Source organism: Ahrensia sp. 13_GOM-1096m (assembly GCF_000620605.1).
Lineage (GTDB): Bacteria > Pseudomonadota > Alphaproteobacteria > Rhizobiales > Rhizobiaceae > Ahrensia > Ahrensia kielensis.
Map to the genome: position 1 here is coordinate 317,766 of NZ_JIAX01000009.1, position 19,420 is coordinate 337,185.

Genomic DNA, 19,420 nt, shown 5'->3' on the forward strand with positions numbered 1-19,420 from the left:
ATGCATTAGAATATGGAGTATTTTATGTCGGCAAGTCGTTGGGACTTTTGGATTGATCGCGGCGGCACATTTACGGATGTGATCGGGGTTGAGCCCAGCGGCGCGTTACATAGTCACAAACTTCTGTCTGAAAATCCTGAAAGCTACCCTGATGCTGCCGTGCAAGGGATACGTGATCTGCTTGGCATAAAAGCCAATGAGCCCGTACCATCTGAAAAGATCGGCACAGTTCGCATGGGAACCACAGTTGCGACAAATGCCTTGTTGGAACGCAAAGGCGATAAAACCCTATTGCTGATCACGAAAGGCTTTCGCGATGCGCTGCGTATCGCTTATCAAGCGCGGCCCGATATTTTTGCCAAAGAGATAATTCTGCCCGAGCAGCTTTATGAGCGTGTGATTGAAGTTGATGAACGCGTCTTAGCGGACGGCACGGTTGAATTACCCTTTTCTAGCAATGCGCTCGAACAGCAGCTTGCCGATGCAAAAGCTGATGGAATCGACAGCGTCGCAATTGTTTTCATGCATGCTTGGTCATTTCCTGCCCATGAAAAGCTGGCCGCAATCATGGCGCAGCAATGCGGCTTTTCACAAATTTCCGTGAGCCATGAAGTCTCGCCCTTGGTAAAACTTGTCGGACGCGGCGACACAACGATTGTTGACGCCTATCTTTCACCGATCTTGCGGCGTTATGTTGAGCAAGTTGCAGGCGCTTTAGGCATAACAGATGATGCAGACAGCCCTCGCCTGCAATTCATGATGTCATCGGGCGGTTTGACGGCGGCAGAGCGTTTCCAAGGCAAGGACGCGATCCTATCTGGTCCAGCTGGCGGCGTGGTTGGCATGGTAGAAACCTGCGCGATGGAAAATTTCGATCATGTCATCGGCTTCGACATGGGCGGCACGTCGACCGATGTTGCCCATTATGCTGGTGAATATGAACGTGCGTTCGACACCGAGGTTGCAGGCGTTCGCATTCGTGCGCCCATGATGCGTATTCACACCGTAGCCGCTGGTGGCGGCTCAATCTTAAAATATGAAGATGGACGTTTTCAAGTTGGGCCAGAATCTGCAGGGGCTAACCCTGGTCCTGCCTGCTATCGGCGCGGCGGACCGCTCACAGTTACTGATGCCAATGTTATGCTTGGCAAGCTCGACCCTCACTTCTTTCCGCCCATTTTTGGGCCGGACCGCGATCAACCGCTTGATGCCGATATTGTGCGTGAAAAGTTTGAGAGCCTTGCCGCAGATATTGGCGATGGGAAATCGGCCGCCGAAGTTGCCGAAGGGTTTTTAACGATTGCCGTTGAAAACATGGCGAACGCAATCAAGAAAATATCCGTGCAGCGCGGCTATGATGTGACGCACTATGTTCTTAATTGTTTTGGCGGCGCTGGCGGCCAACATGCTTGCCTTGTTGCTGATGCGCTCGGCATGACGTCAGTGCTTATTCATCCATTGTCAGGTCTGCTCTCAGCTTATGGCATTGGATTATCAAAAACCTATGCGGCACGCCAACATGCCCTTGTTCAACCGATGCACGAAGATGTGCGCGGTGAAATGACAGGCCTTTTGAATCGCTTGAAGCAAGATGTTCAAGCAGAACTTACACAGCAAGGCGTTGAACGCGGCCGCATTGCGGTTCAGCAAGCATTGCATATTCGCTATGACGGCACAGACAACACGATTGAAGTTGCCTTTAACGGCAGCGATCTTAAAGCTGCAAAGCTTGAATTTGAAAAAGCCCACAAAGCGCAATTCGGGTTTATTTCAGCTGGCCGAAAACTCATTATTGAAGCGGTCGGCGTTGAAGCTATTGAGACTTCCGAAGCAAAACAGTCCAATGACAATCATGATGCAGCAGCTTCTTATGAAGCTACGCCTGCACAGGAAACACATATCTTTGCAGATAATAATTGGCATAAAGCCAATGTGTTTATGCGGCAGGAACAAACACCGCACGATCAACGCTTGAAAGCTGGTGCGACACTTAACGGCCCTGCGCTGATTATTGAAAACAACCAAACGATTGTCGTTGAAGCAGGCTGGCAAGCGCGCTTAACAAATAACGATATTATCGTATTGACCCGCGTGGAAGAAAAATCACGCCTCGCGGCCGTTGGCACAAAAGCTGACCCTGTGATGCTGGAAGTGTTCAATAATCTATTCATGTCCATTGCCGAACAGATGGGCGTCACACTTCAAAACACGGCCTCCTCTGTCAACATTAAGGAACGTCTAGACTTCTCCTGCGCGGTATTTTCTGCCGATGGTGCCTTGGTTGCCAATGCGCCGCATATGCCTGTGCATTTGGGATCAATGGACCGCTCTGTTGAAAGCATCATTCGGCAAAACCCCAACATGAAACCGGGCGATGTTTATGCGCTTAACGCGCCTTATAATGGCGGCACGCACCTACCCGACATCACGGTTGTCACGCCTGTGTTTTCTGATGATGAAACCGAAATTCTGTTCTTCACGGCGGCACGCGGACACCACGCCGATGTTGGCGGCATGGCGCCCGGTTCAATGACACCGCGTGCAACCCATGTCGACCAAGAAGGCGTTTTGATTGATAATTTCAAATTGGTTTCTGAAGGCACATTAAATGACGAAGCGTTTCTGGAGATAATGACCAATCATCAATATCCAGCGCGAAATCCGCAGCAAAACCTTGCTGACATCACGGCGCAAATCGCGGCCAATGAAAAAGGCGCAGCCGAACTTCGGCGCATGGTTACGCAGTTCAGTCTGCCCGTTGTGCAAGCTTATATGATGCATGTGCAAGATAATGCCGAGGAAAGCGTTCGGCGTGTTATCGACCGTTTGAGCGATTGTGAAGCGATCTATCCAACGGACAATGATCAGCAAATCGCGGTCAAGATTACCGTCGACAAACAGGCCCGTGAGGCCACCGTCGATTTCACCGGTACATCGCCGATGAATGGTAATAATTTCAACGCGCCTGAACCTGTTACCCGCGCGGCGGTGCTTTATGTTTTCCGCATCATGGTGGAAAGCGGCATACCAATGAATGCAGGCTGCCTGAAACCGATCAATATCATCATTCCAGATGGTTGCATGTTGAAGCCGACCTATCCGGCAGCGGTTGTGGCTGGCAATACCGAGACATCGCAGAACGTCACCAATTGCTTGTTGCAAGCGCTGGGCGCAATGGCCAACGCGCAAGGAACGATGAACAATTTAACATATGGCAATGCGGAATATCAAAATTATGAGACTATCTGTTCTGGCGCACCGGCTGGTGCCATGAATAATGGCCGCGGCTTTCATGGCGCTTCGGGGGTTCACACCCATATGACCAACACGCGCATGACCGATCCTGAAATATTGGAAATGCGCTTTCCTATCGTTGTTGAGGATTTTTCCATTCGTGAAAGTTCAGGCGGCAAGGGAAAATTCAATGGCGGCGATGGTACGCGCCGTGCCTTGCGGTTTACCAAAGATATGGATTGCGCCATCCTTTCATCGCACCGTTATCACGCGCCCAAAGGGATTAATGGCGGCGGTGACGGACAGTTAGGCAAGACTGAAGTGCAGCGCTTGGACGGCACAATAGAAGTTTTGAAAAACGCAGATCAAACCTTCGTTAAAGCTGGTGAGATCGTGATCGTTACTACGCCAACAGCTGGAGGCTATGGCAAAAAGAACTGACCATCATTTTTCCTTATTCTCACGTCATAGGCTGCGTGGGAATAAGGATATTTGCCAATGCATCGCCGCCACTTTCTGTATGCCGTTTTGTTTCTGCCTGCCGCTTGTGTGAGTGCGCCAAAACCTCAAATCGCACCGCGTGCCATTGAACAAGCAGCGCCGACCACGCTTGACCATCATATTGCTCAATATGCATCTTTTTATGATGTGCCAGAAAGTCTGGTTCACCGTGTGGTCAAACGCGAAAGCACTTATAATCCCAAAGCACGCAACGGGCCTTATTATGGCTTGATGCAAATCTTGCCCGCAACGGCGCGCACAATGGGCTTTCAAGGCGCACCGAACGATCTATTGGACGCTGAAACCAACCTTAAATATGGCGTCAAATATCTGCGCGGCGCTTGGCTTTTATCCAATGGCAGCCACGACCAAGCGGTCAAATGGTATAGCCGCGGTTATTATTACGAGGCTAAAAAGCGCGGCATGTTGGTCGAAACGGGGCTTCGGCCCGGCTAAAGCCTTTTTCAATTTCCCACCTCATTTGGTTGCTTGAATAACTGCTTCTGCCAATTTGCCGGGCATATAGCCAACATTAGACGGCGTCAGGCCAAGCCGAACAATGACAATGTCATTTTCCGGTATAATCGCAATCGACTGCCCATCATGGCCTGCTGCCCAAAAAGTTCCTTGCGGCAATTCACTGACTTGCGTTTCACGCTCGGCAGGCGGCAAGCGCCATAGATGTCCACGGCCATATTTACCGCTCGATGCAGGATGTATGTCGGTCATCCAATCCACATATCCAGTCGGCAACAAAGAAACACCGTTCCACGCGCCACGCTGCAATAATAATTGCCCGAAACGTGCCCAATCCCGTGCTGTGGCATATAAGTAAGAGCCGCCGACAAAATTGCCTGCCGCACCCTGCTCTAAGACTGCGCTTGCCATGCCAAGCGGCTCAAACAATGCTTCTGATGGAAATGCGTTGGGATCTTCGCTCTTTGCGACAGCATTTTGCCAATATTTGGAAAGAATGACGCTGCTACCGGACGAATATTCAAAAATATCACCTGTCGGCTCCGGCGTTTCAGAATCAATCGGTTTGCCCGCTGCAAAAGCTGCCATATCTTCTTCAAGATAGAGCATACGTGTTACATCAGAAACGGAACCATAGCCTTCGTTCCATTCCAGATCGCTCACCATTGCCATTAGATCGCGCACGCGAATGACATCACGGTTATCACCGCGCCAGCTATCAAAATTGAGTGTATCATCAACGCTCAAAATTCCGCGCTTTTGAGCAACGCCAATCAGCGCCGCAGTCACCGTTTTGGTCATTGACCAGCCGAGCAGCGGCGTTGCTTCATCAAAACCCTGACCATAACGTTCAGCGATAATGCGGCCGTCTTTGACGATCACGATAGCCCGCATCCCTTCACCCGCAAGTGCCGGATCATTAAGAACAGCTTCTAGCTCTTGGTTCGTGTCTGTGTTGACTGTGTTTCCTTGCGGCCATTCATCATTGTTCAAATCAACTTTCGGCGCAATGAAGGCATCATGCGCACCGACAATGCCAAGTTGGCGTGCATCAGGCACGATTGTGCAGCCGCGTTCTTTTGTTCCAAAGGCGAGCCCCTTACCAATAAAACCAAAGAGGCCTGTTCGAACGACCGTTGTGCCCGCGCGTTCATCTATTGAATAGCGCATCAGTTTAAGCAGCGGATGGCCTGGCGCTTGCACATCAATTTTAAGAACATCGTCAGGATTACGGCCCGTTAAAACGACATTGGAGCAGATCATTTTTGCCGTGTAATTTGCTCCAACACGGATCAAATCCGGCGGTGCAATGGTGAGCCAAGCAAGTCCCACTATAATCAACAAAATTAAACCGCTTAATATTTTTCGTAACATGTTTTCCGCCAGAATTATGGTTAATCAACGATTAACGGAACGTTGCTATAGGTCAAGAAGGTTCAAAAATAGTCGACAGACAAAATAGCATTACACTTCTTGTGCCACTGGTTTGCCAATATTCAAAACCATAAGGTGTCACTGGGCTAAATGATGGGCACATTATGAAATTTGATTCGGTACGAAAGCACCTAGGACTTGGCGCTGTGATTTTCAGCATGTTTTCACTTAGCGCATGTACATCTGTAGATTATGCAGGTCTATCGCCGAGCGTAAGCACCGTTTCTGCAAATCCCAGATATGGTGACAGCGATCCCATCACATCATGGCAAGGCGGCGCGCCATTTGGATTTCCAATTCACGGTGTCGATGTTGCAAAATATCAAGGCGATATTGACTGGCCAACGCTCAAGCAACAGGGCATCGAATTTGCCTTTATCAAAGCCACTGAGGGCGGTGATGTGCTGGACCCTATGTATGCCAAACATACCAGCGGCGCACGGCAAGCACGCATTGCCAGCAGCGCTTATCATTTTTATTATTTTTGCACCCCGGCGAAAAAACAAGCTGAATGGTTCATCCGCAATGTACCGCGCATAAGAGGCTCCCTGCCCCATGTATTGGACATGGAATGGAACCCGCATTCTCCGACATGTAAACTGCGCCCTCCGGCAGCAAAAGTGCGCCATGAAATGGAAATTTTCATGCGCACGATCGAACGTCACTATGGAACACGGCCGATAATTTACACGACGGTCGATTTTCACGAAGAAAATTTAGCTGGCCATTTTAAGAACGATTCCTTCTGGTTACGCTCGGTTAAAGCACACCCAAAGATCACTTATCCGGGGCGGTCATTTGTGTTTTGGCAATATACGGGCACAGGCCGCGTTAAAGGTGCCACGGGTGATATCGACTTGAATGTTTTTGCAGGATCGCGCGATCAATGGCGTGACTGGGTTAAGCGCTCATCGCGCTAAAATTAATTCTTAAATTTACGTGGGAACTGAACAATGAATTTGATGAAATCTGTTTTAATCGCAGGCGCTGCGACCACAATACTCTCAGCAAGCGCTTATGCTCAAAGCTGCGGCGGTGACTTTAACGCTTGGCGCTCCCAGATGGTTGATGAAGCCAAAGCCGAAGGCGTTTCAGGCGCAGGCATTCAAGCGATGCAAAATGCGAAGATTGATCCAGCAATCCTGAAAAAGGACCGCGCCCAAGGTGTTTACACCCTTGATTTCGTCGAATTTTCACGCCGCCTTATCAGCCAAAACCGGATTGATAACGGACAAAAGAACCTTAAAAAATACGCCTCTGTTTTTGAGCGTGCGCGCCAAGAATATGGTGTTGCGCCAGAAATCATTACATCATTTTGGGCTTTTGAAACCGATTATGGTGCAATTCAGGGCGACGACTTAACAATCAATGCTGTGACAACACTTGCGCATGATTGCAGGCGTCCAGAACTGTTTCGCCCACAATTGATTGCGCTGGCGAAATTGATCGATCAAGGCATCGTGCCTGCCGATGTTACAGGCGCTTGGGCTGGCGAAATCGGGCAAATTCAAGTTCTGCCTGCTGACTATTTGACCAAAGGCCGTGATGGCGATGGCGATGGAAGAGTAGAGCTTAAAACATCTGCGCCCGATGCGATTATGACGGCAGCTAATTTTCTATCCAAGATTGGCTGGCAGGCAAACCAGCCTTGGCTGCAGGAAGTGACCGTGCCCAATGAAATGGAATGGTATGATGCAGGCTTGCACAAACGCCTTCCGGTTTCAGAATGGAAAGCGCGCGGCGTTAGCGCCCGTGGCGGCTCTTTGCCTGCCAACCTTGAGGCGAGCCTTGTTTTGCCCATGGGCCGCAAAGGACCAGCGTTTTTGGCCTATCCAAACTTCACAATCCTGCTGGAGTGGAACCAGTCACTTACCTATGTGTTGACGGCTGCCTATTTTGGCAATCGTCTTGGCGGCGCACAGATTTATAATGCAGGCACGGACCATAACGGCCTACCTGCTGAAAGGCTTAAAGAGTTGCAGGTTAAGCTTAGCGCCGCTGGTTATGATGTGGGCAAGGCCGATGGCATACTTGGCGCAGGAACGCGCGCAGCTGTGCGTGAAGTTCAGCACAAGAACGGCCTTCCTGCGGATGCATGGCCAACCGAAATTTTGTTCAATCATTTATGATTTTCAAATGATGCATCGATGGGCTGCATGAAGACGTGTGAATGAGATTATAAAACCGAACGGAAAATTGCTGAAACCTGTTCGGTTGAGGGCTTTGGCCCTTGGCCCGTCGCATACATCAGTGCGATTCCATCAATAAGCCCTGCACATGTCTCTATGGGAACATCGTCTTTTCCATCGGAAATAAGCTTTAGAAAAAACGCGATGGGCCTGCGCGCAGCCGCTGTGAGTTTATCACCTACCCCTGATAAATCATCACGGCGTGCAGCCGCTAATGTCAGCTCCATACGTGCTAAGAACAGATGCCGCGAGGAATCTGCATAGGAAGCAAGCTCATCAGCAACATAAGCGACGGCTGCATCCATGCCATTTTGCGCAACTTTGTCAGCAAAACCGACCTGCAATTCATCGCAATCTTTTTCCAATAATTTTGCCAAATGATCCGCTGCGGCAATCAAAAGATCAGTTTTCTTTGAAAAATAGTAAGATGTTGAGCCTTGCGGCAGGCTCGAGATTTCATCAACCGCACGATGTGTCATCCCCTCCAAACCCTTACTGGCTAAAAGGCTAATCGCTCCATTGAGCATCGTTTCGCGGCGTGCAGCTTTATTCATTGACAGTTTTTCTCTACATATGCAGAGATTTCCTTTTCCAACATAGAGTTTAGTATGACACAAGCCATTACCAGATTGAACCCTTCCACACTGCCAGATGCAGGTGAAATGGGATATTCTCAAATTAGTATCGTAGAGCCAGGCCGTATGGCCTATATCTCAGGCCAAGTTGCATGGCGACCAGATGGCCTGCGCGTTCCAGAGAGTTTGGAAGAGCAAGCCAAGATTGCTGCATTGAATGCTAAAGCAGCACTGGATGCGGTTGGCGCAAACCCTGAAAACATTGTCATAGCGCGCATTTTCATGGTGGATTTAAATCCGGATACGCTGAACCAGATTTTTCCTGCCATACTGGATATGTTCGGCGGTGCGAAACCATGCATCACAGGTGTGGGCGTTGCATCGCTTGCTGCACCAGACCTTAAAATCGAAATTGAATTGACTGTGCGCTTGCCGAACTAAGTTCTAATCTCCCATAGTCTCAAGGCTGGCACGGCCTGTTGGCGCTTCACCAATTTCGAATGCGTTTTCAACTTCAACAAAAGTATCTGGGTAAAAACCGTTGAAGTGAGAGCGCAGTGAAAGCGAATAAGCGCCAATATTGCCAATCTCGATCCAATCGCCGGTGTCGATTGTTTCCGGCAGATAAAATGGCCGTGTCAAAATATCAACGGAATCGCAGGTTGCACCGCACACTTTAAATGGGACGATCTTTTCTGGATCGCCATTGCGACGCCTAATTGTCGGGTCAGGTATAATTCGCGCTGGCATCGTCATTTTGCCGGTCCAGCTATCCGATAATGACGCCCAAATGCCATCATTGATATAAAGGCGCTTACCTTTACGCAGCAGCACGCGCACGATGAGCGAGAAGGCCCGTGCACAAATCACCCTGCCTGGTTCGGCAACCAATGGCAGGTCATCAAAGTCATATTCTTTAACGGCCCCATCAATGCTCTGCATGAGCGCTTCTAAGCCGGGGGTAAAATCATTTGTTTTCTTTGGGTCACGGCCATAATCGGCAGGAAATCCGCCGCCAACATCGAGCCCCACCAAGGGAACATTGGCGCGTGTGCGCACCCAATAAGCCGATGCAATCGCTTTTTCATAGGTGTCTGCATCTTCGATCTGGCTTCCCACATGAAAACAGATTCCTGTTTTAAAGCCGATACGGTGCAGCCTTCTTAAAAGATCGACGGCATGGCTTGGCGCAGCACCGAACTTTTTGGAAAGCTCATAGGCTGCGTGGCCTTTGGTTTGCAGGCGCACAAACACCGTGACTTGCGTGTGATCAATATCAATGGCGCGGCAAACCCGCAGAACTTTGACGATCTCATCTTCATGATCAACGACGAGCGTGCGAATTTTGTAATGCTCAAGCGCAAGGCGAATATCGGACTGCGCTTTGACCGGATGCATATAAAGCATTTCTGCATCGGGCGAATATTTGCGTACAATTTCAAATTCGGCTGGAGATGCCACGTCGAACGCCGTTACGCCTGCATCAACAAGCGTTTTAATCACCATCGGCTCGCCGTTGGTTTTCACCGCATAGGCGGTTTGTCCGGGGAACAGGGATTGGAAGCGCTTTGCGTCCTCGATCAATACGTGCGGGCGAAAACAATATACGGGCTGATCTGGCCTTAGAGCCAACGCCGCCTCAGTGCCGTCCAAATACCGATCCATATTTCGCTCCCGCAAATCACAACTGATTTGTGAAACCTAATGCAGGGCCGAGTGATGCGCCACCCATAGCGTGATGTGCGGCTAGAACATTAACCGCTTAATTCAATTCAAGTCGAAATCGCTTTGAACGAAGAACACGAGTGGCGCTTAAATAAATACCGCGAATGTGGGCGTAAACATTCGCGGTATATCGTTTTTACGAACCGTTAGAAATTAAGCGGCCAAACGCTCGATTTCAGCATTGGCTTTTGCAAGAGATGCAGCTTCATTTGCCACAAGGCCGTCGGCGGCAATAATTTCAACATCTGTGATGCCGATAAAGCCGAGAACTTGGCGAAGATAAGGTGTTGCAAAGTCGTATGGGCTATCAACAGGCACGCCGCCTGAAGCGATGACGACATAGGCTTTTTTGTCCTCAAGAAGACCTTTTGGTCCTGTTTCAGTATATTTGAATGTGTCGCCTGCGCGGCAAACCATATCGATCCATGCTTTAAGCGCGGCAGGTACAGAAAAATTATATATTGGCGCGCCGATGACGAGAACATCAGCTGCCTTTAGCTGCTCAACAAGCTTGTCGGACAGTTCCAAATGCGCTTTTTGTTCAGCGTTACGGTCTGCCTTAGGCGTCCAGTTTGCGCCGAGCCACTTTTCATTTACGTGCGGAATAGTCTGCGTTAAATCGCGTTCCTGCACGTCAAAATTTCCGCTCTTATTGAGCTTTGCAATCAGCTCTTTGCTAAGATCGCGGCTATGGGAATTCTCATGACGGGCAGATGATTGGATAGAAAGAATTGTAGGCATTATGGTCTCCTTGGAAGGTAATTCTGGAGAGCATATAAGCGCTATAACTGTTCACACTAGACAGCGTTTCGGCGACAGACTGTTCAACGTTTCCTTATGCAGCCCAAGCAGAATTGTCATTTCCCTTGATGCCGATCAGCTTACACAATGCAAAAACAAGGTCGGGCCGGTTCATCGTATAGAAGTGAAAATCGGTCACGCCGCGGTCAACAAGGTCCGTTACTTGGTCTGCGGCAATCGCTGTTGCAATCATCGCATGGGTTTGCGCATCGTTCTCAAGGCCAGAAAACCGGTCCGCTAACCAAGCAGGTACATTGGTTTGGCATCTTTGTGCAAAATTGGACATGGCTTTGAAATTATGGATTGGCAAAATACCCGGCACGATTGGCACATTGATACCAGCGGCACGCACACGCTCAACATAGCGCTCATATAAATCATTCTCGAAAAAGAACTGCGTAATCGCGCGGTTCGCACCATTGTCGACTTTGCGCTTCAACATTTCTATGTCTGCATCAAAGTCTGGGCTTTCGGGGTGTTTTTCAGGATAGGCTGCCACCGACACATCAAAATCTGACGTGGCTTTGAGGCCTGAAACCAGATCAGCGGCATTTTCATATCCGCCTTCTGTTGGCACATATTGAGTGCCCATACCCGTTTCAGGATCACCGCGCAGCGCAACAAATCTACTGATACCCATCGACGCAAAGTCGCGTATGACTTCATCAACTTCTGCTTTGGTCGAGCCAACACAGGTCAAATGCGCGGCAGCTGGCACGCCAGCCTGTTCTAAAATTTTGGCAAGCGTGCGCCTTGACGGATCGCGGGTGGAGCCACCTGCGCCATAGGTCACTGAAATGAAGTCCGGTGAAAGCGGTGCCAATTTTGTAATTGTTTGCGCTAATGTTTCTTCCATCGCATCATTTTTAGGTGGAAAAAACTCAAAGGAAATGCGCAAGTTACGCTCTTCAGCAGCACCATGCGTCCGCGATAATACTGATCCGGTCATTATGCTAATTTCTCCACATGTGCAGTATCTGCAATTTCAATTCGTTTGTCTTCGGCAGCCCAAATCATGACGGTCAAAGGATTGCCGTCATTGGTGCCAGAGGATTTAATTGCTTTTGACGCGATTGACTGTAGCCCTGCCTCTTTAAACCAACCCTCTATGGCCTTGGTTTCAAATCCGAGGCGTTGATGCTGATGTTCCTGACGCAGAAACTCCATTTCATGCGGTGCAAAATCCACGACGACCAATCGGCCAGACGGCGATAGGCTTCGCATTGCCTCGCGCATCGCAGCTGCCGGATCATCCAAATAGTGTAGCACCTGATGGATGACGATTAAATCATAGGCGTTGCGCTCGACGGGCATGTTGTAAATATCGCCAAGCCGAACCTCGACATTGGACAGTTCTGCCGCTTCAAGATTTGAGCGCGCAACGCCAAGCATTTCGCGGCTGGCATCAATACCAACAGCAGAACGATAGTAAGGGGCAAACAGCTCAAGCATACGCCCAGTGCCCGTGCCAATATCCAGCATATTGTTGAATGGGCCCCTGCCTGTAATTTCAAGCAGCGCTTTTTCAACATCACCGTCAGCGGCATGCAACATGCGCAGCTTGTCCCAGCTGGCAGCATTTTTGGCAAAATATTCTGCAGCAGCAGCACGGCGTTTTTGCTTCACTGATTCCAAACGCTCAAGATCACGCTGAACAACCGGATCTGTGGGCTCAATGGCTGCCAATAATGAATGCACAAGGTCAGCCTTGGTGCCGGACGAGACAAGCCGGAAAAGCGCCCATGAACCTTCCTGCCAACGGTTTATCAATTGCGCATCAATGAGTAATTTCAAGTGACGCGAAACGCGTGGCTGAGATTGGCCAAGAATCGCGGTAAGGTCTGAAACGGTCAAATCGCCATCGGCAAGCAAACGCAAAATGCGCAAACGGCTTGGCTCCGCAATGGATTTAAGGCAATCAACATAGGGATCGATTTGAAACATAGCACTCTCAATTAAATGACATAAACATATCTTTATATCACAAATGCAAGCGCTACAAGCACCATATTGAATGTTACCAATAGATAGTTGAATTATGAGCACACGATTTCAAGTTGAAATGTCCAAAGCTTTGAACGCATTGGTGCCCCATGCGCCGCTCAGCGAAGTGATCGCCATCAAAGACATTGCCCGCAAACGCCATTTGCGGCACCTACCTGCCAATATTAGCGCTTGGTTGGCGGTGACGACACATGTGCGCCACAACCACACCGATTATGATGAATTGCTTGATGAGGGCTATGATAGCGACAGCGCGCGCCACTTTGTGCTGGATGCGATGAACGATGTCTTGCGTATCTGGGGTTCAACACGCCTGATCGATGCGGATGAAGATGAGCTATCGCTTATCCGTAATCACAAAGTGAATGTTGCGCATGAAAATGAGGACGATGGAGATTTTGATGATGAGCCAGAATAGCGCATCACCATTCCATTGTTGAACCATCATAGGCAACGAATGTGCCCGTCTTGCTCATATCGATATTCTCGACCAAGTCGGCGATACCACTGACACTTTCATCAACGGAAATATCAGCGCCCTGTCCACCCATATCGGTGCGCACCCAGCCAGGATGCACCAACTGAACGGGAATGTATATTTCACGCAGATCAGTGGCCAATCCTTGCATCACTTTATTGACGGCAGATTTTGATGCGCGATACGCAATGCGATCCGAGACTTGATAAGCCATTTTGCCCATCTGCGACGATATGGTGATGATACCGGGCCTTTTGCTCTGTTTAATATGCGGCAGAAAAGCCTGACACATCATCAATGGCGCAAGCGTGTTGATCTCTAGCGTCTTGGCAAAACCAGCAAAATCCATATCCAGCGTTGATTGTTTTTCTGGCCCGATCACGCCGGCATTATTCACCAGAACGTCAATTGCGCCTTCAACACTAGATGCAGCCTTTTTAATGGCTTCATGGTCCGTAACATCGAACACCAAGACATCAATTTTTGCGCCAAAGGTTGATTTAAGCGCTTGGGCGTCGGCATCGTTTCGCACCGTCGCGATAATGTTATGGCCGCGCTTTATCAGCTCTGCGGCCAATGCTTGTCCAATACCGCGTGCAGCGCCCGTAATTAAAACTCTCGCCATTGTGTTTCCTCGTTTTGGCTGAACATAAGGCCAGATAAATTTCTTGCTTATTTTAACGCGTCACTCTTTTCAAAAAGCGCTCAATAGCAGCGCTTGCAGCGTCACCTGGGGTTCCTAACCGCGCAGCAATTGCGCCATGACGATAGGCCGTGCCATGGAAAATTTCGGTTGGCGTGCCAAGTCCTTTGATTAGATTTGCATAGCCAATCGAAATTGAACGTCGACGCTCACCTTGGCTGCTAGAATAAAGTATCAAATGTGGCGGCATCCGTTTTGTTGAACGGGCATAGGTCGCAGGCGACCACCGCATCCAGTTTTTTGGCTCATCGGTAAAGGCCAGTCCAAACATAGAGCCAATTGACCCACGTTTTGTGGCATAGGCCAGCAAGTCATAAGCCTGCACATCATTGGGAATGATACCGCGAAAGCCTTTTGCTTGCCCTTTGGAAGCAATCAAGGCTGAAAGATGCGCGCCTGCAGAATGCCCCATCAGGACCATACGGTTAGGGTCGCCGCCATATTTACGGATATTTTTGCGCGCCCAGTTCATAGCCGCGGTTACATCATGCACCTGCCCGTCAATCGTTGTTGCTGGCACTTTGCGATAATCCATCGCGACAAAGACATAGCCCTTGGACGTCAACCATTCTGGCATTTTATAAACGCGCTTGCGGTCGCCTTTTGCCCAGCCGCCGCCGTGAATATATATCACAACGGGTTTTTTACGCGCAAACAGACCGCGTCCGCCTTCAGGCTCATAAACATCTAGCTGCAAATTACCGGAGTATCGGATACCGTCATGCAGTTTGGCTGCACCAGCTTGCATAGGTGCAAGCAATAATGTTGCCCAAACCGCAATAAACGAAACGATTATGCGCGCCGAAAAATGATAACGCTGCGCGCTGATATGTGCTGAAGCACCCATGGATCATCCAAATTCTTGATCAAATTGCCCTAATGAAACCGATATACTCGATTTTAGGCAAAATTGTATGGGCTACACGATATTTTTTGATAAACAGCCGCAAATGAATTTGGAAATGACCGTGCTCCCACTACGCCCACGCCCTGACTACAATCCGCCAATGGTTCCACTCGCCGTTGTTTATGAAGATGAATTTGTGCTTGTTCTGGATAAACCGACCGGTTTGCTGACTGTTTCGGGCACGAGCCCGGGCACGCATGACTGCCTCGAATCGCGCGCTATCGACTATAATCCTGAGGCGCGTTTGGTGCATCGGCTCGACTGGGACACATCAGGCCTGATCATATTTGGTCTAACGGCCAAAACGCGCGCCCATTTAGGACGTCAATTTGAGGACCGCGTTGTTAAAAAACAATATATTGCGCGTGTATGGGGCCACCCAGATCAACAATCAGGTGTTGTGAACCAGCCCTTGCGCTGCGATTGGCCAAACCGGCCGCGCCAGATGATCGACCACGAGCAAGGGCGCGAAGCGATTACAGAATGGGAAGTTATTTCCCAAACAGAAACAACAAGCGACCTTTTGATGAAGCCCAAAACGGGCCGCTCGCATCAATTGCGTGTCCATTGCCAATATCTGGGCCATCCAATCATTGGCGACCGTATGTATGCACCTGACGAGGCTTATCACGCCCATGAGCGCATGTGCCTGCACTCCACACAGGTTGAGTTTTATCACCCTGTCACACGCGAGTGGTTAAACTTAAAAAGCCCCCCACCTTTTTAAGTATAAAAATAGCGTATATTTATGCGAACTTAGCTTCGCGTCATTTTTATCACATAATTGCCTTGCAGCTTGCGCCAAGCGCCGTATCTTTGGCGCATCATCCAACTTAAGAGACAGGCCATAGTATGCTGCCCATGATTTTTAAAACGACAGTCGCAACAGCGATCATTTCAACATTTGCCACATCAGCATTTGCGGCAATTGACGGCCAGACAGTGCTTGATCGCCTCGCTGCGCAACTCGAGTTGCAAGGCCTCACACTCAGTGCTGAGAGCGCTAGCGTTGAAGGCGGCGATGACGTTGTTCTCAAAGGCGTCACTCTTAAATATGCAGAAACCGATTCTGTGAAAATTGATTCATTCATTCTTCAAGATGTCATCGAAGCCCCCAATGACGGCTATGTTGTTGGCCGTATCGGCGTACCGGGATTTGAAACAAATGATGACGATGTAAAATTTTCTTTTGGCGGTGTTGTTATTGAAGGTTTCTTTATTGCTGGCCCCAATGAGACAGACCCTATTTTAAAAGGTTCTTTTTATAGAAACGCCATCGGCGCTCCGATCAAGATTAGTAGAAACGGCAAAACCATTTTTTCTGCAGGAAAAAGTTCAGCAACGATTTCTGACTATCAGCCAGGCGGGAAAATAAGCTCTGACATGGTCATTGAAGATCTTTTCATTGACTTCACAGCGACTGGCGATGCCAAGACAATCGAAACGATGAAAGCGCTTAATTACGAGCAGATCAATGGTACGCTTGAAGCCAAAGGCACGTGGGACCTTGGCAATGGCGATCTTATTCTTGATCCAATGACACTATCAGCTGACGATGCTGCAGACCTTACTTTCCGTTTTGAAATTGGCGGCTACACACCGCAATTGGCAACGGCCATGCAGGAAATGCAAAAAGCCAACAAAGACAATGACCAGCAGATGGGTCTTGCGATGCTCGGCATGATGCAGCAATTGGATATTAATTCAGCCTCAATCACGATTGATGATAAATCCCTGACGGGCCGGCTGATCGACTTCTTTGGTGCACAGCAAGGCATGAACCGCGAGAGCACAGTGGCTTTTGCAAAAGGCATGCTGCCCCTTGGTCTTGCACAGCTCGGCGATCCAGATTTTGCTGCCAAGGCAAGCGCTGCCATTGGCCAATATCTGGATAACCCTAAGAGCTTGACGATCTCTGCGGCCCCAGCCTCACCTGTACCTGTTGCGCAGCTTATCGCGGCGGCCACATCAAACCCTGCGTCATTGATCAGCGCTCTTTCGCTGAAACTTGAAGCAAATAAATAATCTCATATTACGAAAAAGGCCCGCTGTGAAATCTCGCAGCGGGCCTTTTTGATTCTCGTAACGCGTTATGAAAGCGCAGCGCTTACCGCGCTCAATCTTTGATGATTGGATTGATGCGCAGGTTGAGTTCACGCAATTGCTCGTTACCCACTTCGCCCGGTGCACCCATAAGCACATCGCGCGCTTGCTGGTTCATTGGGAACATTGTGATCTCACGCAAGTTCTTTGCGCCAACCAACAACATAACCACACGGTCAACACCCGCAGCCATGCCGCCATGCGGCGGTGCGCCATATTGGAATGCACGGTAAAGACCGCCAAAGCGCTCTTCAACAGTTTCCTTCGACAGACCAGCATATTCAAACGCCTTGACCATGGATTCAGGCAAATGGTTACGAATACCGCCTGACGCGATCTCGAAGCCATTACACACCAAATCATATTGGTAAGCTTTAAGCGCTAGCTGCTGCTCTTCAGTGGTTGCAGCGTCCAGCGCCTCTTTGCCACCCTGCGGCATAGAGAACGGGTTGTGTGCAAATTCAACGCGCTTGTTGTCTTCGTCCCATTCGTAGAACGGGAAGTCGACAATCCAGCAAAGCTCAAAGCGGTTCTCATCAATCAGACCCGCTTCTTCGCCTGCCTTCTGACGTGCAGCACCGGCAAAGGATGCAAACTTTTTCGGATCGCCCGCTGCAAAGAACACAGCATCGCCAATTTCAAGACCTAGCTGCTGGCGAAGCGCTTCTGTGCGTTCTGCGCCAATGTTTTTTGCGATTGGACCGGCAGCATCAAACTTGCCTTCAAGCTCACGCCAGAAGATATAGCCCATGCCCGGCTGGCCTTCGCCCTGCGCCCATGAATTCATGCGGTCACAATGTTTGCGGCTGCCAGCGCCCTTAACAGGGATTGCCCAAACTTGGTGTTTCGGGTCTGCATCCAAAATGCCAGCAAACACGCCAAAGCCTGAACCACGGAAATGTTCTGAAACATCCTGCATAACGATTGGGTTACGCAAATCCGGCTTATCTGAACCATACATGCGAATGGAATCGTCATAAGCAATGCGGCGGAAAGTCTGCGACACAGGTTTACCGTCCGCAAATGCTTCAAACACATTGCGCATGACTGGTTCCATCGTCTCCAGAATCTCGTCCTGCTCAACAAAGCTCATTTCAAGGTCGAGCTGGTAGAACTCGCCCGGCAGGCGGTCTGCACGCGGGTCTTCATCGCGGAAACATGGTGCGATCTGGAAATAGCGGTCAAAGCCACTCATCATGATCAGCTGTTTATATTGCTGCGGCGCTTGCGGCAGTGCATAAAACTGGCCCTGATGAATACGGCTTGGCACGAGGAAGTCGCGCGCACCTTCCGGCGATGATGCCGTCAAAATTGGCGTTGAGAATTCAGTGAACTCGATCTTGTTCATCTCTTCACGCATTTTGGCGATAATGCGCGTGCGCTTCATGATGTTGGCGTGCAGTGTTTCACGCCGCAAATCGAGAAAGCGGTATTTTAGGCGAATATCTTCAGGATAATCCGGCTCACCAAAAACAGGCAGCGGAAGCTCTTCAGCTTTCGATAGCACTTCAATATCGCGCGCATAAATTTCGATTTCGCCGGTTGGCAAATTCGCGTTGATTGTCGCATCGCTGCGCGGCTTCACATCGCCATCGATACGCAGAACCCACTCGCCGCGCGCCAATTCAGCAGCGTTAAAGCAAGGAGAATCCGGATCGGCCACAACTTGCGTTATGCCATAATGGTCACGAAGGTCGATAAAAAGAACGCCGCCATGGTCACGAACACGGTGAACCCAGCCAGAAAGCCGGACTGTGTTGCCAGCGTCAGATTTACGTAAGGCGCCACAAGTGTGACTGCGATAACGGTGCATGATAAATGCCTTTAGTTATAATGATACTATTTAAGTGCACCGCTTAATTCAGCTGGCACGAGAAAGCAATGTAGGATGCTTGGTTGGTGTGCTGTTTATATTTGCCTTCAGGTAATTGTCCTTAATATGCATGCCGATTACAACAACTAGCCACCAAGGCTTAAACCAATTTCCGTCATCCTAGGCTCAAGACTGAGGATGACGGTGTCTCAGGTCAAATGTTGCACCCTCCCTCCCACTTTTAAAAGGGGGAGGGATACAGGGTGGGGGTTATTCAAACAATCCGTATTCCGCCCCCACCCGATCAGCCGCGCTGCGCTTGCTTCTCGTGCCTCCCCCGCCAGCGGGAGGAGGCAGAAACATTCGCCCCTCAACAACTCATACATAGAACGCAAGATTCCGCGGTTAGCCACCTGCCCTTCTCCCGCTTGCGGGAGAAGGTGGATACGAGTGCAAACGAGTAGACGGATGAGGGG

Annotated in this window: 17 protein-coding genes; 8 read left to right on the forward strand and 9 right to left on the reverse strand. The window is 49.7% G+C overall.

Annotated features, from left to right (window positions below):
• The first annotated feature begins 24 nt into the window (after positions 1-24).
• Together N530_RS0105535 and N530_RS0105540 are read left to right on the forward strand one after the other, a co-directional pair.
• Positions 25-3,675, forward strand: a complete 3,651-nt coding sequence (locus tag N530_RS0105535; protein WP_026479881.1) for a hydantoinase B/oxoprolinase family protein — start codon at positions 25-27, stop codon at positions 3,673-3,675.
• 57 nt (positions 3,676-3,732) lie between these two features.
• On the forward strand, positions 3,733-4,191 hold the full coding sequence (locus N530_RS0105540) for a lytic transglycosylase domain-containing protein (RefSeq protein WP_026479882.1): 459 nt from the start codon (positions 3,733-3,735) through the stop codon (positions 4,189-4,191).
• 21 nt (positions 4,192-4,212) lie between these two features.
• Here N530_RS0105540 and N530_RS0105545 read toward each other — a convergent pair whose 3' ends face one another.
• Complete coding sequence (locus N530_RS0105545) at positions 4,213-5,586, reverse strand: serine hydrolase (protein ID WP_026479883.1); 1,374 nt, start codon at positions 5,584-5,586, stop codon at positions 4,213-4,215.
• Positions 5,587-5,750: 164 nt separating this feature from the next.
• On the opposite strand from N530_RS0105545, the gene N530_RS0105550 reads away from it, so the two are divergent.
• Positions 5,751-6,566, forward strand: a complete 816-nt coding sequence (locus tag N530_RS0105550) for a GH25 family lysozyme (RefSeq protein WP_018687543.1) — start codon at positions 5,751-5,753, stop codon at positions 6,564-6,566.
• 33 nt (positions 6,567-6,599) lie between these two features.
• A complete protein-coding gene (locus N530_RS0105555; protein ID WP_026479884.1) occupies positions 6,600-7,775 on the forward strand; it encodes a lytic murein transglycosylase in 1,176 nt (391 codons plus the stop codon).
• 47 nt (positions 7,776-7,822) lie between these two features.
• Here N530_RS0105555 and N530_RS0105560 read toward each other — a convergent pair whose 3' ends face one another.
• Complete coding sequence (locus N530_RS0105560) at positions 7,823-8,389, reverse strand: TetR/AcrR family transcriptional regulator (protein ID WP_026479885.1); 567 nt, start codon at positions 8,387-8,389, stop codon at positions 7,823-7,825.
• 54 nt (positions 8,390-8,443) lie between these two features.
• Here N530_RS0105560 and N530_RS0105565 point away from each other — a divergent pair, with 54 nt between their 5' ends.
• Positions 8,444-8,851 (forward strand): RidA family protein, encoded by a 408-nt coding sequence (locus tag N530_RS0105565; protein WP_026479886.1) that lies wholly within the window; start codon positions 8,444-8,446, stop codon positions 8,849-8,851.
• A gap of 3 nt (positions 8,852-8,854) precedes the next feature.
• On the opposite strand, the gene N530_RS0105570 is transcribed toward N530_RS0105565, so the two are convergent.
• The 4 genes from N530_RS0105570 to N530_RS0105585 all read right to left on the reverse strand — a co-directional run bounded on the left by N530_RS0105570 (position 8,855) and on the right by N530_RS0105585 (position 12,892).
• Positions 8,855-10,075: an alanine racemase gene (locus N530_RS0105570; protein WP_026479887.1), complete on the reverse strand. Its 1,221-nt coding sequence runs from the start codon at positions 10,073-10,075 to the stop codon at positions 8,855-8,857.
• A gap of 213 nt (positions 10,076-10,288) precedes the next feature.
• Positions 10,289-10,876 (reverse strand): FMN-dependent NADH-azoreductase, encoded by a 588-nt coding sequence (locus N530_RS0105575; RefSeq protein ID WP_026479888.1) that lies wholly within the window; start codon positions 10,874-10,876, stop codon positions 10,289-10,291.
• Positions 10,877-10,970: 94 nt separating this feature from the next.
• Complete coding sequence (gene metF / locus N530_RS0105580) at positions 10,971-11,885, reverse strand: methylenetetrahydrofolate reductase [NAD(P)H] (protein WP_018687537.1); 915 nt, start codon at positions 11,883-11,885, stop codon at positions 10,971-10,973.
• Positions 11,885-12,892, reverse strand: a complete 1,008-nt coding sequence (locus N530_RS0105585; protein ID WP_371179694.1) for an ArsR/SmtB family transcription factor — start codon at positions 12,890-12,892, stop codon at positions 11,885-11,887. Before N530_RS0105585 ends, metF begins: the two co-directional genes overlap by 1 nt.
• A gap of 82 nt (positions 12,893-12,974) precedes the next feature.
• Here N530_RS0105585 and N530_RS17485 point away from each other — a divergent pair, with 82 nt between their 5' ends.
• Positions 12,975-13,358 (forward strand): DUF2293 domain-containing protein, encoded by a 384-nt coding sequence (locus N530_RS17485; protein WP_211097844.1) that lies wholly within the window; start codon positions 12,975-12,977, stop codon positions 13,356-13,358.
• A 4-nt stretch (positions 13,359-13,362) separates the two neighbouring features.
• Here the strand turns inward: N530_RS17485 and N530_RS0105595 are convergent, their stop codons facing one another.
• The gene (locus N530_RS0105595) at positions 13,363-14,043 is read right to left on the reverse strand and encodes an SDR family oxidoreductase (protein WP_026479889.1); all 681 of its coding nucleotides are present in this window, start codon (positions 14,041-14,043) and stop codon (positions 13,363-13,365) included.
• 52 nt (positions 14,044-14,095) lie between these two features.
• Positions 14,096-14,968, reverse strand: a complete 873-nt coding sequence (locus tag N530_RS0105600) for an alpha/beta hydrolase (protein WP_026479890.1) — start codon at positions 14,966-14,968, stop codon at positions 14,096-14,098.
• 115 nt (positions 14,969-15,083) lie between these two features.
• Here N530_RS0105600 and N530_RS0105605 point away from each other — a divergent pair, with 115 nt between their 5' ends.
• Positions 15,084-15,755 carry an RluA family pseudouridine synthase gene (locus N530_RS0105605; protein WP_202899020.1) on the forward strand — a complete coding sequence of 224 codons (672 nt, stop codon included), beginning with the start codon at positions 15,084-15,086 and terminating at the stop codon, positions 15,753-15,755.
• A gap of 134 nt (positions 15,756-15,889) precedes the next feature.
• Positions 15,890-17,053, forward strand: a complete 1,164-nt coding sequence (locus tag N530_RS0105610; RefSeq protein WP_162150936.1) for a YdgA family protein — start codon at positions 15,890-15,892, stop codon at positions 17,051-17,053.
• Positions 17,054-17,144: 91 nt separating this feature from the next.
• Here the strand turns inward: N530_RS0105610 and aspS are convergent, their stop codons facing one another.
• Positions 17,145-18,944, reverse strand: a complete 1,800-nt coding sequence (aspS, locus tag N530_RS0105615) for an aspartate--tRNA ligase (protein WP_026479893.1) — start codon at positions 18,942-18,944, stop codon at positions 17,145-17,147.
• Between the last annotated feature and the right edge of the window lie 476 nt (positions 18,945-19,420).

Bases quoted from the DNA above. Each gene is read 5' to 3' on its own strand.
- N530_RS0105535 (WP_026479881.1), top strand. From the start codon at position 25: ATGTCGGCAAGTCGTTGGGACTTTTGGATTGATCGCGGCGGCACATTT.
- N530_RS0105540 (WP_026479882.1), top strand. From the start codon at position 3,733: ATGCATCGCCGCCACTTTCTGTATGCCGTTTTGTTTCTGCCTGCCGCT.
- N530_RS0105545 (WP_026479883.1), bottom strand. From the start codon at position 5,586: ATGTTACGAAAAATATTAAGCGGTTTAATTTTGTTGATTATAGTGGGA.
- N530_RS0105550 (WP_018687543.1), top strand. From the start codon at position 5,751: ATGAAATTTGATTCGGTACGAAAGCACCTAGGACTTGGCGCTGTGATT.
- N530_RS0105555 (WP_026479884.1), top strand. From the start codon at position 6,600: ATGAATTTGATGAAATCTGTTTTAATCGCAGGCGCTGCGACCACAATA.
- N530_RS0105560 (WP_026479885.1), bottom strand. From the start codon at position 8,389: ATGAATAAAGCTGCACGCCGCGAAACGATGCTCAATGGAGCGATTAGC.
- N530_RS0105565 (WP_026479886.1), top strand. From the start codon at position 8,444: ATGACACAAGCCATTACCAGATTGAACCCTTCCACACTGCCAGATGCA.
- N530_RS0105570 (WP_026479887.1), bottom strand. From the start codon at position 10,075: ATGGATCGGTATTTGGACGGCACTGAGGCGGCGTTGGCTCTAAGGCCA.
- N530_RS0105575 (WP_026479888.1), bottom strand. From the start codon at position 10,876: ATGCCTACAATTCTTTCTATCCAATCATCTGCCCGTCATGAGAATTCC.
- metF (WP_018687537.1), bottom strand. From the start codon at position 11,885: ATGACCGGATCAGTATTATCGCGGACGCATGGTGCTGCTGAAGAGCGT.
- N530_RS17485 (WP_211097844.1), top strand. From the start codon at position 12,975: ATGAGCACACGATTTCAAGTTGAAATGTCCAAAGCTTTGAACGCATTG.
- N530_RS0105595 (WP_026479889.1), bottom strand. From the start codon at position 14,043: ATGGCGAGAGTTTTAATTACGGGCGCTGCACGCGGTATTGGACAAGCA.
- N530_RS0105600 (WP_026479890.1), bottom strand. From the start codon at position 14,968: ATGGGTGCTTCAGCACATATCAGCGCGCAGCGTTATCATTTTTCGGCG.
- N530_RS0105605 (WP_202899020.1), top strand. From the start codon at position 15,084: ATGACCGTGCTCCCACTACGCCCACGCCCTGACTACAATCCGCCAATG.
- N530_RS0105610 (WP_162150936.1), top strand. From the start codon at position 15,890: ATGATTTTTAAAACGACAGTCGCAACAGCGATCATTTCAACATTTGCC.
- aspS (WP_026479893.1), bottom strand. From the start codon at position 18,944: ATGCACCGTTATCGCAGTCACACTTGTGGCGCCTTACGTAAATCTGAC.